This window comes from Planococcus halocryophilus (genome assembly GCF_001687585.2).
Lineage (GTDB): Bacteria > Bacillota > Bacilli > Bacillales_A > Planococcaceae > Planococcus > Planococcus halocryophilus.
This window is the reverse complement of record NZ_CP016537.2, coordinates 3037039-3051029: the sequence shown is the minus strand read 5'-3', so window position 1 is coordinate 3051029 and position 13991 is coordinate 3037039. Positions and strand designations below refer to the sequence as shown.

The window sequence follows — 13991 nt, the reverse complement described above, 5'->3', positions numbered from 1 at the left end:
AAAATGATTTAACCCAATGATTTTTAAAACGAGCAATTGTGTATAGGAGGGAAACTATGGGGAAACCAACAGGATTTATGGAATACGACAGGCAAACGGTCAAAGAGCGCCAACCGGCTGAACGGACAAAAGACTGGAACGATTACACCATCCCTTTATCGAATGAAGAAGTTGCAAAGCAAGGTGCACGTTGTATGGATTGTGGAGTGCCAACTTGTCATACGGGAATGGAACTGGATAATGTAACAACAGGATGCCCTGTAAACCATCTCATTCCGGAATGGAATGATCTTGTCTATCGTGACCAATGGAAAGAAGCATTGCACCGAGAGCATCTGAAAAACAATTTCCCAGAGTTTACCGGAGTGGCATGTCCAGCACCTTGTGAAGGCGCCTGTGTATTAGGCATTAACGAACCACCTGTAGCAATCCGTACAGTAGAGCGTTCTATCATTGAACGTGGATTTGCAGAAGGTTGGGTAGTGCCAGAGCCACCTGAAAAACGGACTGGCAAAAAAGTTGCGGTCATCGGTTCGGGGCCAGCAGGTCTTGCTGCAGCAGCTCAGTTAAACAAAGCAGGTCATCTAGTAACGGTCTTTGAGAAAAGTGACCGTGTTGGAGGTTTGTTAACATACGGAATTCCAGAAATGAAACTACCATATGATATGGTAACAAGACGAGTGAATATTCTTAAGCAAGAAGGCATCACATTCATTACAAGTGTAGAAGTAGGGAAGAACTATCCTTCTTCAAAACTAAAAGCAGACTTCGATGCGGTAGTCATGTGTACAGGATCGACTGTGCACCGGAATATTGATGTAGAAGGCCGCGACTTAAAGGGTGTACACTTTGCGATGGACTTTTTGCATGCTAGTACAAAAAGTTTACTAGATTCAAACTTGGAGGATGGCAATTATATTTCCGCAAAAGATAAAAACGTCATCGTTATCGGAGGCGGAGATACAGGTACAGATTGTTTAGCGACATCAATGCGTCATGAGTGTAAGAGTCTTGTACAATTTGATGTCTATGACAAAAAAGGTGCAATTCGTGACGAAAAAGGCAATCCGTGGCCGCAGTATCCAAAAGTTCACCGCATCGAATATGGTCATAAAGAAGCAGCTGCAACTTTCGGAGAAGATCCACGAGCTTATGCTGTTATGACTAAGAAGTTTGTTGGCAATGAACAGGGTGAATTGAAAGAAGTGCATACAGTCAACGTGAAGTTGAAAATTGACGAACAAGGTAATCGAATTCGTGAAGAAATTCCAGGTACTGAAAAAGTCTGGAAAGCTGACTTAGTGTTAATCGCCATTGGATTTAGTGGGCCTGAACAAGATCTACTTCAACAATTGGAAATTGAGACAGAGCCGAATTCAAGAGCGAAAGCAGAGTATGGCAAATACAATACGAGTGTAGAGGGTATTTTTGCAGCGGGCGATGTGCGTCGTGGTCAAAGTTTAATCGTTTGGGCGATAAACGAAGGTCGTGAAGCCGCACGTGAATGCGACCGTTTCTTGATGGGTACTACTGTCTTACCATAAATAAATAATCGATCTTTCAAGCTGCGACAAACTCGAATACGAAGTTGTCGCAGTTTTTTTGGTGTAAGAGATATTTTTAGCAACATAGATAATAAGTCGTTGTGCAAATTCAGTAGATTGTATATACTATATGAGTGAAGAGTTGGGATTTATAGTAAAATAATGATGATAATATACATTATTTTACGTGTAAATACACTGAAATTTTATACTCTCTAACAAAATAGAAACTAGGAGGAATAAATATGTTTAAAAAAGGTTTAATCATCGCGCTATTTTCTGTGATTATGACAATGGGCATGGGCACAACCGTACTTGCAGAAATCAATGTACCACCAGTTGAATATGATACTTCAAAAGAAATGACAGCTGAAATTGCTGCAATCATCGAAAGTATCGAAAAAGCAAATGTGAAAATTTATACGGAAATTGACAAAGTCCAAGTTAAGACTAACGAAATGTACAAAAACTATCTTGAAGAACTAAAAGCTACTCAAGGTGAAGCGCAAAAAGTAGCTTTATGGGAGAAATATGATAGCAAAATTACTGAGGAAATTAAGAATTTAGATATGAAAACACAAAGCATTACGAAAAAAGAAGTAGAAAAGGCTAGAATTGCTGGAGTGACAGTTGAAGTAGTATGGATCACGGTGAAATTTGCTGATCGCGAAGCAAAAATTGATCCAATGGTGGGCGTTGGTTGGTAAAAATTATTTCCTAAAAAATTAATAAAAGTGTAAAATAAAAGCATAGATCATTCTATGCTTTTATTTTTTATATATGAGGAAGTGGATTTATGAAAGGCTTGGAAATATTAGAGAATGGGTTTCTTGAACAAGTTAATAACGGAAGTACGACGCTTAGTTTACTTGGTCGTGGTGAAGGAATTGAACTGATGAAACAAGCCTTTTTGAAAGATACACTAATTATTCTTTTTCCAGGAGAGAACGATACTGTCCAAGAATTTTACTATGTTCTAGAGGGACAAATGGAAGTAGAGATAGATAACGATAAACGTGTACTTAAAGCACATGATTGTTTTTCGGCAAAAAACTTAGATCAAGAAGTGTATTTTACAGCCAAAACAGATGTCACTTTTTTATCGATTTCAACAGCGCCTACTTTTCATTATATGAGCGATGTCATTAAAGAGTTGCGCAAAATAGGGAAAGCTGTCGAAAAAAAAGATCGCTATACACACAAACACAGTTCTCGAGTAGCTCATTATGCAGTAAAGACAGCATCTAAAATGAAACTAAGAAAAGAACAAACAGAGGGCTTGTTATTAGCCTCTATATTGCACGATATAGGGAAGATCAATATTCCAGAAGAAATTTTGAGAAAACCGGGAAAACTTACAAACGAAGAATTTGATTTGATGAAAACTCATCCAGGCGAAGGGGCTGCAATGATTCGTGAAACACCTTATGCAGATATTGCAGACATCATTGAACAGCATCATGAGCGTGTGAACGGAAGAGGTTATCCGTTCGGACTAAAGGGTGATGAAATTTTGATAGAAGCTAAAATTATTGGGGTTTGCGATACATTCGATGCGATGACAGAAGATCGGGCTTACCGCGGTGCCTTTTCTGCTGAATATGCAATGGCCGAAATTAACAGCTTAATCGGGATTCAATATGACGAGGAAGTTGTTAAAGCTTTTGAGCAGGTTTTAAAAGAAGAAGGAAAATTGGATTTATAACAAATCAGGCGAGACACCGATGATATATTGAGGTGTCTTTTGTTTTCAATGAAATGTTTGAAAATAAAAAAAATAGTCAATACTTTATACATAATACTTACGAAAAGGAGAGATTCATATGGCCAGAAATTCATCAGGTGGGATATTCGGTAAGCTCGTATTAATCGGTCTCGGTGCAGTAATTGGTGCAGCAATGACTCAACAAAAAACGATGACAGGCGGCACTACTCAAACCAGTAAAGAAGACATAAAAGCAAATATTAAAAAAGGGCTCGATCGGTTTAATGAACAGTCTGGTGGCATGGTTGATAAAGTAAAGCCGACGGTCAACAAAGCTGTAGAAAAAGTAAAAACAGCAATAGATGCTCAGCAAGAAATGATGAATAAAGAAAAAGAGATATTGGATAAAGCCAATAAAGAATTTCAAGAATCGACTACTAAGACAGCAGACAGTTCTAAAGGTGATACTGGTGAAATTTCTGCAGACCCGAATAAGCCAACGGGTGGAGTTTATGGCGGAAGCACCAAATATAGCGAATCTTTGAAAAAAAATCAGTCATCTTCAGAAGATTCAACATTTGGAAAATGATTTTGTTATAATAGAAGTAAGATAAGCTATGCGCGTTTGCAGAAACGGCATAGCTTTTTCTTACTCATTTTATGTCTGAATATTCTATGTATTGAAGGGGGTCACCGTTTTGTTCAAAACTTATTCAACTGGAGCATTTTTTGATGAAATGTTTACGCCGCATGGAAAGCCGAAATCGCATTACCGAAAATTTTTTGAAGTACTACAAAGGTTTTCAAAAGATGAACTCAGAGAAAAGCATGAGACCGCTCAATTGTCTTTTTTAAGGCAAGGTATTACGTTCACGGTTTACAACAATAACGTAGGCACTGAAAGAACAATGCCTTTTGATTTTGTTCCGATTATCATTCCTTCTGAAGACTGGGACATTATTGAAAAAGGGATGATTCAACGTGCAGAAGCACTCAACCAATTTTTAGAAGATGTATACAATGAAAAACGCATTCTTCAGGATGGAATTGTGCCGAGACGACTAGTTGAGGAAAACCCTTATTATTACGATGAGCAAGTGAAAGGGATAGACATCCCGCTCAAAAATCATATTTTTTTAGCTGGAATTGATTTGATTCGTGATGAAGAGGGAAAATATCATGTGCTTGAAGATAATTTACGGAATCCTTCAGGCTTGTCATACGTGTATCAAAATCGATATGTTATGCGCCAAGTGTACCCCGAATTTTTCGCTAGCCAGTCTGTTCATACCCTCGAACACCAGCTGTCGCATTTGCATCAAGCGATACTAGATCATGCCCCAGAATCGAGAAAAGACAAGGCTTTTGCAGTATTGTTAACACCAGGGATGTATAACTCTGCTTATTATGACCATGTGTTTTTAGCTCAGCAGATGGGAATCGATTTAGTAGAAGGACGTGACTTGATCGTCAAAAAAAATATTGTCTATATGAAATCTATGAGAGGGTTAAAACGTGTAGATATCATTTATCGACGAATTGATGATGATTATTTAGATCCTGAAGCATTCCTGGCTGAGTCTACCTTAGGTGTTCCTGGACTTTTGATGGCTTATCGAAAAGGAAATGTAGCCATTTTAAATGGTATCGGCAACGGAGTAGCTGACGACAAAGCCATTTATGCGTACGTTCCAGACATGATTCGCTATTATTTGGGAGAAGAACCAATCATCGATAATGTGAAAACCTACCTATTGGACAATCCAGAGGAGCGGGAATGGGTGCTGGATCACTTAAACGAATTGGTAGTGAAAAATGTGGGTGCATCGGGAGGCTACGATATGCTTGTAGGACCACACGCATCTGAAGAACTGATCGAAATATTCCGCAAAAAAATCATTGAAACGCCTCACCAATACATTGCTCAGCCGACTATTAAATTATCTCGTGCTCCTGCATATCAAGGGGAAGAGTTTTATCCATGCCATGTTGATTTGCGAGTTTTTGTGGTGAGAGGCGAAGATACACATGTTATGCCAGGCGGACTTTCCCGAGTTGCGTTAAAAGAAGGGTCGCTTGTCGTCAATTCTTCACAAGGTGGCGGTGGAAAGGATACGTGGGTGTTCAAAAATAAAGAAGAAGAGGGGGACACTTGATGCTTAGTCGTGTAGCAAATTCTTTGTATTGGATGTCGAGAAATGTAGAAAGGGCAGAGAATAATGCTCGTATACTAGACGTGCAATTACTGCAGATGATTGAAGCCTCTGATGAAGAGTTGGCTAGAGGCAGTGATTGGAAGTTAGTCTATGAGATTTGTGCTTCGACAGAAACTATGGAGCAAATACAATCTATGCCAAGCTATCAAGAAGACCAACTTGTTTATTATTTAGCGATGGAAGAAAGTAATTTCAACTCAGTCGCAAGCTGCGTGAAAGTCGTTCGAGAAAATGCACGAATTAGTAGAGACCATATTCCGGATGATTATTGGGAAGCATGGAATCGCTGTTATTTAACATTACAGGAAATGGATCAACAAAGCTGTACAGTCAAAGAAATACGGAACTTTCTAGAGCAGGTTAAATTAACCTCATTGATTACACAAGGCATTGTCGAATCTTCAATGCCTCGAGGCGTACCTTATCAGATTATTAAAATTGGCAAATGGTTAGAACGTGCTGAAAAAACAGCGCGTATCTTAAATGTAGTTTGCGAGCGAACATTAGAGCGTTCGTTTCAAACGCAGTCTGAAGACTATTATTATTGGCTGGCCGCTTTACGTATGACCAATAGTTATAACGCCTATTTAAAAATGAATCCACCCCAAATGAAACCCAAAAAAGTATTGTCGTTTCTAATTGCCAATACCAATTTTCCACGATCGATTCGCTATTGTCTCGCACATGTACGACAGGCAGTTGACGAATTGGAAGGTGGTAAGATTTCGCATTATTCATGGGAGCTTTATGCAAAACTAGATCAATTGCAAAAAGAGTTTAAAGAAGTCAGTATGGATGAGTTGAACTCGGATGAAATTATGGGATTTCTAAATGATTTCCAAAACGGTTGCAATGAAGTCGGTCACATTTTTTCGAAAACCTATTATTTAAGCGATTCCGAGACGAAATTGGCAGAATCTAGCCAATCACAGAGCATGGGCGCGAAAGGAATAACTACTATGAAATATAAGATTGAACATACGAATATATTCAAATACGACACCATTGTGGATCAAAGTATGAACTCAATTCGCTTAAAGCCACGAACAGATGAGTGTCAGCGTCTCCTCTCTTATCGCGCAGACATAACACCTGCTTCTTTGACGAAAGAACATATCGATATTTGGGGCAACCATGTAGAAACCTTTTTCATTGCTGAGCATCATCAGCACTTAGAAGTTAAGACAAGCTCTATTGTCAGTATTCAAAAAAGTCCATTTATCCACAGAATAGATTATTCGCCCGAAATGAACGCTATTTTTCATTCGCAATTATTCGGAGAGCATTATTTGGCCTTTTTAAGTAACACAGCTTACACATATTTAACCCCTGAGCAAATGAGTCAAATTGATCGGGAACTTGGAACGATGAAGAACCCGGTGCAATATGCAATTGATGTAATGGAATATATTCATGAACATTTTTCTTATGATGGAGATTCGACTACTGTCCATACAAAAGCAGAAGAATCATTTACTCTCAAAAAAGGCGTATGCCAAGATATTACACACGTAATGCTTGGTATTTTGAGAAGTAAACATATTCCTGCACGTTATGTTAGCGGATATTTGTATGTAGGGGAAAACTCTGCGCTTGTTGGTGATGCCGCGAGTCATGCGTGGGTAGAAGTGATGGTTCCGGGTATTGGTTGGGTTGGTTTAGATCCAACAAACAATGTGGAGGCATTGGAAAATCATATACGCATTGGCGTTGGGCGCGATTACAATGATGTGAGCCCGGTTCAAGGTGTGTACCGAGGGGGTAGTCAGTCATTAGACGTAAAAGTTTCCGTAAGCTTAATGGATCAATGACAAGTATGGTGCACAAAAGCCAAATATAACTTAATAATCGTTTAACTGCAGAATTTTCTAATCCGTGCGATAATAAAAGAACCTGAAATTTTTGAACGGAGATGGAGAATAATTATGAGTAACAAAAAATTTAACGAATACAACATTAGTGAGCTGATCGTAAAAGCACTTGATAGTCTTGGCTATACAGAACCAACAGAAGTGCAGGAAAAAGTTATTCCTGTTGCACTTTCTAAAACTGACCTAACGGTAAAGTCTCAAACCGGGAGCGGGAAAACAGCTGCATTTGGCATTCCAATTTGTGAGTTAGTTGACTGGGAAGAAAATAAACCGCAAGCATTGATTTTGACGCCAACACGCGAACTAGCAGATCAAGTAAAAGAAGACGTAACAAATATTGGGCGTTTTAAACGCATTAAAGCAGCAGCAGTCTATGGCAAGCAACCTTTTGCATATCAGCAAGCAGAACTCAAGCAGAAATGCCATGTTGTGGTTGGAACTCCAGGTCGTGTGTTAGATCATATCGAACGCGGCACATTAAACTTAGAACGAATTGAGTACCTTGTTCTTGATGAAGCGGATGAAATGTTGAATATGGGATTTGTTGAACAAGTAGAATCGATTATTAACAAATTACCAAAACAGCGTACAACGATGCTTTTTTCAGCAACATTGCCTGAAAATGTAGAGAAGTTACAGAAAAAATACATGATCGATCCTCAGCATATCGAAATTGCATCTACAGCAACTTTGACAGATCAAATTGATCATTCGTTATTTGTTGTAGCGGAACAAAAGAAGTTCTCGTTGTTACGTGATGTGACAATTGTTGAAAATCCAGACAGCTGCATTATTTTCTGCCGGACAAAAGACAATGTAGATTTTGTGATGGAACAATTAGAAAAACATTATTACACATGTGATAAATTGCATGGTGGTATGTTGCAAGAAGACCGTACTGCCGTTATGAATGAATTTAAGCGTGGAGAATTCCGTTATTTAGTAGCGACAGACGTCGCAGCTCGTGGAATTGATATCGACAGCATTACGCATGTCATAAATTATGACTTGCCGATGGAGAAAGAAAGTTATGTGCACCGTTCAGGTCGTACGGGACGTGCTGGAAAAACAGGGAAAGCAATTTCGTTTGTAACGCCAAACGAAGACAAATTTTTAGCTGAAATTGAAGATTATATCGGATTTGAAATTCCGCGTAGAACAGCACCTTCAGTTCATGAGGTAGATGCAGCAATGCTTGCATTTACAGAAAAGCTGGAAAGTCGTCCGAAATTAAAGAAAAACAAAAACGAGCAAGTCAATAAAGATATTTTGAAACTATATTTTAATGGTGGGAAGAAAAAGAAATTGCGTGCTTTTGACTTTGTCGGAACGTTAACAAGCATTCCGGGAGTGACAGCTGAAGATATCGGGATCATCAAAATTCAAGATACGGTAACATATATTGATATTTTGAATGGTAAAGGTCCTATGGTGCTAAAAGCGATGAAGGATAAGACGATAAAAGGCAAGATATTGAAAGTTCATAAAGCAAACAAATAATCCGGAAACACGTACTCTTTAAGAGTGCGTGTTTTTTATTTCCTAGGGAATAAATTTCGTGCGTACCATATGAAATGGTCTAATAGTCTTTTTAAAACCCATTATTTAGGTGTGAAAATAAGGATCAACAATACTTATGTCACAAAAAGAAGTCATTTTGTAATGAAACTTGACTCTAATTGTTACGCGTCTGTAATATTTCCGTGCTATTTTGGTTGTACTAAGAAAAAGCAAAGGGGATAGCGGATTGAAAAAACTATTGATGGTCTTAAGTTTTGCACTGATTTTATTCCTAAGCACTTCGATTGAAAGTTCAGCAGCATCAAATGCATACATAGTAAAGAGTGGAGATTCACTATATAAAATTTCGAAAATGACAAATGTATCAGTCAGTAACTTAAAAGCTTGGAACGGTTTAAAGTCTAATACGATTTATCCAAATCAAAAACTCAAATTGAAAAAAGCTACAGTAAAAACAGTTTCTAAAAAAGCTACTGCTTCTAAGAGTGGAAGTTCAACAGTATATACAGTGAAACGTGGAGATACACTATATAAAATTTCGAAATCACAAAAAGTGTCAGTTAGTAACTTAAAGGCGTGGAATGGCTTAAAGTCGAGTACGATTTATCCAAACCAAAAACTTAAGTTAAATAAAACAGCAACAACAGTTTCTAAAAAAACAACTCCTTCTCGTTCAACAAATGGGTCGGTAGCAAAAGAATTCACAGTTAGTGCGACTGCCTATACGGCATACTGCAAAGGATGTTCTGGTATTACGAAAACAGGGATTAACTTAAAGAAAAATCCAGGACTTAAAGTTATTGCAGTGGATCCTAGAGTTATTCCATTAGGATCGAAAGTTCATGTAGAAGGTTATGGCTACGCTGTTGCTGGCGATACAGGAAGTGCAATCAAAGGAAATAAAATTGATGTTTTCATCCCAACTCAAAGCAATGCGCTTCGATGGGGACGAAAGAACGTAAAAATAAAAATATTAAACTAATCTAAATCCAGCTCATTTTGTGAGCTGGATTTTTTTATGGATTAACATTTTTTGATAAGAAATAGATTAAATATATAAATTTGTTGGAGTTATCATTGAGCATTCTGTAAACATTCATCCCTAAACAGGAAGAAAGACATAAAAAAGATCAAAAGAGGGTAAATTCAAATAAATAGTCTTTTTTAAAATCGAGCGGTATAATATTTGTATAACTATTGTAGAGTTTTACCGAAGAGTTGAAATGGAGGCATCTGTTATGTCAGAGAGAATGATCGTGATAGGCGCAGGCCCAGGTGGATTGGCCGCAGCTATGTTGTTGGCAAGTAGAGGATATCAAGTAGATGTCTATGAGAAACAGCCATGGATAGGTGGCCGAAATGCAGAGCTACGCCTTGGTGAGTTTACGTTTGATACTGGTCCCACTTTTTTGAGCATGTTGCATTTAGTTGAAGAGTTGTTTGAAGTAACAGGTCGCAAGTTAAAAGATTACATGAACGCTATTGAACTAGATCCGATGTATGAATTAGTTTTTGAAGATGAAAATTTGGTGATGACTCGGAATAGCCAAGAAATGAAAAAACAAATCAATGAAAAATTCAAAGGCGATGGAGACGGTTATGAACGCTTCATGAAAGAAACGGGCAAGAAATTGGAAGCCTTGTCGCCAATGTTGCAATCGAAGATGGATAGCTATTTTGATATGGTTCATCCTAAAGTCTTAAAAGCTTTGCCGGAACTTGAGATAAACAAAACTTTATATGATGTCTTGTCTCGTTATTTTAAAGATGAACGATTGAAAATGGCTTTTGCTTTCCAATCCAAGTATTTAGGGATGTCTCCGTGGGAATGCCCGGGCGCATTTTCAATCCTTTCTTATATGGAGCACGCTTATGGCATTTATCACCCTATTGGCGGGGTAAATCAATTATCGCAAGCAATGGCGAAAGTAGTAGAAGAGTTAGGCGGCAAAATTCATACAAGCACAGGCGTTAAAAAACTATGGATTGAAAACCGTAAAGTCAAAGGAGTAGACCTTGAAAATGGCAAGCGCGAAAGAGCAGACCAAGTCATTATTAACGGTGACTTTGCACATGTTATGAACAATTTGGTCGAACCGGGAATATTAAAAAAATACACACCTGAGAAGTTGGCGAAGAAAAAATATTCGTGCTCTACATTTATGCTCTATTTAGGTCTCGATAAAAAATACGATCTTTCTCACCATACGATTATATTTGCTAAAGACTATAAGAAGAATGTGGAAGAAATGACGAAATCGCGTATCCTCTCTGCAGACCCTTCAATTTATGTGCAAAATGCTAGTGTTACAGATCCGACATTAGCACCAGAAGGGAAATCGGCATTATATATTTTAGCACCAGTTCCAAATAACTTTAGTGACATCGGATGGGAAAATGAACAACAGGCGTTCCGTGAATTGGTGCTAGACACCATAGAAGAAAAGTCGGAATTTAAAAACCTTCGGGATCATATAGAAGTTGAAAAAATGTTGACACCTATGGGCTGGCAGGAAGATTATTCAGTTTATCAAGGGGCGACTTTCAATTTGGGACATCAATTAACTCAAATGATGGTATTCCGTCCCCACAACAAATTCGAAGAACTAGAGAATTGCTGGTTAGTTGGTGGTGGCACGCATCCAGGAAGTGGCTTGCCAACAATTTTGGAGTCGGCACGTATTACAACTAACGGTATTCTGGAGCAGCGTGGCAAAAAAGGCATTCCTATTTTACCACTTCCTGCAATGGAGGGATTTGCATGAAAATCGCGATGATTGGTGGCGGCGTTGGCGGTCTGATGGGCGCTTTGTATTTATCCAATATGGGCTTTGACGTCACTATTTTTGAAAAAGAGGAAAAGTTGGGTGGTCGTTTAACCTTTGTTGAGCGGGATGGCTTTAAGATTGATCAAGGTCCTACTATTGTCTTGTTACCCGAAATGCTTCAAGACCTTCTCCAACAAGCAGGAATTCCAGCAGAGGATACCGAATTGTTATTATGTGACCCACTTTACTCTATTCGATTTCCAGACGGAGTTGTCTATACAAAATATCCGGACATTGATCGTCAGTTAGAGGAAATCGAAAACGTTTTTCCAAGTGAGAAAGAAGGGTTTCTTCGCTTTATTTCAGAAGGACGCGAGCGGTTTAAAATCGGTAAGTCTTCATTTTTAGAGCACTCATTTGTTAATAAAGCCGATTTTTTCACAGCAGGTAATATAAAAAAATTGATGAAGTTAAAACCTCAACAATCTGTGAACAAACTCATGTCGAATTATTTCCGCGACGAAAGACTGCAGTTAGCTTACTCCTTACAGTCTTTGTATATCGGTGGGGATCCTTTCCGTGCTCCAGCCATGTATGCTCTTGTTCCTTTTAGTGAACATGAACACGGCGTATATTATTTGAAAGGCGGATATGGCAGCCTTATTCCTGTGTTAGAAAAAGCGCTTCAATCACGCAAAAACGTAACGATCAAAACAAACAGTGCGGTTAAACAAATCGTGACAGAAAATCAAAAAGCTATCGGTGTTGAAACAGCAGCGGGCTTTGAAGCGTTCGATGCGGTTGTTTATAACGGTGATTTTCCTGGCATTGAAAAAGTGTTGCCTGAACAGAAAAAGAAAAGTTACACAGCATCTTCTGGATGCGTATTATTATATTTCGGATTAAATAAAGTATATGAAGAAGGAAATGTTCACCAATTTTTCATTGGTGATAATTACGTTGACCACATGGATGATGTGTTTGTAAAAAAACAGAAGACCGAAAACCCTGCAATCTACACGTTCCATCCATCGAAAATAGATGATTCACTAGCGCCAGAAGGCAAAGGTGTACTGTATGTATTAGTTCCCGTACCTTCAGGAACAGATATCGATTGGGCAAATGATAAAGCATGGGTCGATAGAATTATCGATCGTATGGAAAGTTTAGCTTTCCCAGATTTCCGTGAAGCTGTTGAATGGATGGAAGTTCGTACGCCTTCTGAAGCAGAAGCTTTTGGTTTATTTAAAGGAGGCAGTTTTGGAATCGGTCCGACCTTGTTCCAATCAGGTGTTTTCCGTCCCCAAGTCAAACCATTTAAAACAGATCGCTTGTATGCAGTAGGTGCCTCAGTACATCCAGGGGGAGGCATTCCGATTGTGATGCAAGGCGCAAAGTTGCTAGCTGAACAAATCCAAGGCGATTTTGCAAAGGAAAGGAGCAATGCATAATGAATTTAAAAGATTCTTATACCTCCTGTGAAAAAGTCATTGCTATGCATTCGAAAAGTTTTTATAAAGCTTTTTCATTATTGCCGAAAGAAAAAAGAAAAGCAGTTTGGGCTGTATATGCTTTCTGTCGAACAGTAGACGATATTGTCGATGAAGGGAAAAACTCAACTGAAGAGCTGGCGCAATTTAAACAAGATTTTCAACGTTTTTTGACAGGCATCTATGATGATGAAAATCCAATGTGGGTAGCACTTGCAGATGTATTTGACAATTACGAAATGGATATCGAGGCATTTTCAGGCTTGATCACCGGACAGGAAATGGACTTAACCATTAATCGCTACCGTACAATGGAAGAGCTGCTGAACTATAGTTATTATGTAGCCAGTACAGTTGGCTTAATGTTATTGCCAATTTTAGCTCCAGGGAAAACAGCCATTTTAAAAGAAGGTGCTATTTCGCTTGGTTATGCGATGCAAATTACCAATATTCTTCGTGATATCGGTGAAGACTTGGAAATGGGAAGAATCTATTTACCGGAAGAAATTATGGAGAAATACGAGTTGCATGAAGACGAACTACGTGCCGGAATTGTTAGTCCTCAATTTATCGCGGTTTGGGAGGATTTGGCTGACAAAGCCGAATGTCATTATAAAAAAGCTTTTGAAACCATTCATGAATACCCACTATCTTCACGGGTACCTGTCAAAGGAGCAGCGCTTGTTTACCGTGAGATTTTAGTGACTATACGCTCAAAAGAATACAACGTGTTCCGTGAAAAACACTTTGTGCCCGATGAATCCAAACAAGCCATATTAGCTTGTCTGTGAACGGGAGAGCTGGATGCGATGAACAATATGAGTAAATTAACATCGGAAGAAATGAAAGCGTGGTTTGAATAGAAAAGAGAAGAAG

Annotated in this window: 11 protein-coding genes; all 11 read left to right on the top strand. The window is 38.6% G+C overall.

What is annotated here, in order from left to right:
- Window positions 1-56 precede the first annotated feature (56 nt).
- Window positions 57-1544, top strand: a complete 1488-nt coding sequence (locus tag BBI08_RS15115; RefSeq protein WP_008498315.1) for a glutamate synthase subunit beta — start codon at window positions 57-59, stop codon at window positions 1542-1544.
- 245 nt (window positions 1545-1789) lie between these two features.
- The gene (locus BBI08_RS15110) at window positions 1790-2251 is read left to right on the top strand and encodes a hypothetical protein (RefSeq protein ID WP_008498316.1); all 462 of its coding nucleotides are present in this window, start codon (window positions 1790-1792) and stop codon (window positions 2249-2251) included.
- Between the two features lie 89 nt (window positions 2252-2340).
- Window positions 2341-3249 (top strand): HD-GYP domain-containing protein, encoded by a 909-nt coding sequence (locus tag BBI08_RS15105; protein WP_065528293.1) that lies wholly within the window; start codon window positions 2341-2343, stop codon window positions 3247-3249.
- 118 nt (window positions 3250-3367) lie between these two features.
- Window positions 3368-3838, top strand: a complete 471-nt coding sequence (locus BBI08_RS15100) for a hypothetical protein (RefSeq protein ID WP_008498319.1) — start codon at window positions 3368-3370, stop codon at window positions 3836-3838.
- Between the two features lie 109 nt (window positions 3839-3947).
- Window positions 3948-5405: a circularly permuted type 2 ATP-grasp protein gene (locus BBI08_RS15095; protein WP_083383326.1), complete on the top strand. Its 1458-nt coding sequence runs from the start codon at window positions 3948-3950 to the stop codon at window positions 5403-5405.
- Window positions 5405-7276 (top strand): alpha-E domain-containing protein, encoded by a 1872-nt coding sequence (locus BBI08_RS15090; RefSeq protein ID WP_008498320.1) that lies wholly within the window; start codon window positions 5405-5407, stop codon window positions 7274-7276. Before BBI08_RS15095 ends, BBI08_RS15090 begins: the two co-directional genes overlap by 1 nt.
- 114 nt (window positions 7277-7390) lie before the next feature.
- A complete protein-coding gene (locus BBI08_RS15085; protein ID WP_065528292.1) occupies window positions 7391-8836 on the top strand; it encodes a DEAD/DEAH box helicase in 1446 nt (481 codons plus the stop codon).
- 247 nt (window positions 8837-9083) lie between these two features.
- On the top strand, window positions 9084-9839 hold the full coding sequence (locus BBI08_RS15080) for a LysM peptidoglycan-binding and 3D domain-containing protein (RefSeq protein WP_065528291.1): 756 nt from the start codon (window positions 9084-9086) through the stop codon (window positions 9837-9839).
- A 256-nt stretch (window positions 9840-10095) separates the two neighbouring features.
- A complete protein-coding gene (locus tag BBI08_RS15075) occupies window positions 10096-11622 on the top strand; it encodes a phytoene desaturase family protein (RefSeq protein WP_008498323.1) in 1527 nt (508 codons plus the stop codon).
- Window positions 11619-13076, top strand: coding sequence for a phytoene desaturase family protein (locus BBI08_RS15070; protein WP_008498324.1), 1458 nt, complete (start codon window positions 11619-11621; stop codon window positions 13074-13076). Before BBI08_RS15075 ends, BBI08_RS15070 begins: the two co-directional genes overlap by 4 nt.
- Window positions 13076-13906: a phytoene/squalene synthase family protein gene (locus tag BBI08_RS15065; protein WP_083383325.1), complete on the top strand. Its 831-nt coding sequence runs from the start codon at window positions 13076-13078 to the stop codon at window positions 13904-13906. The genes BBI08_RS15070 and BBI08_RS15065 overlap by 1 nt, the downstream gene beginning before the upstream one ends.
- Window positions 13907-13991: the final 85 nt, after the last annotated feature.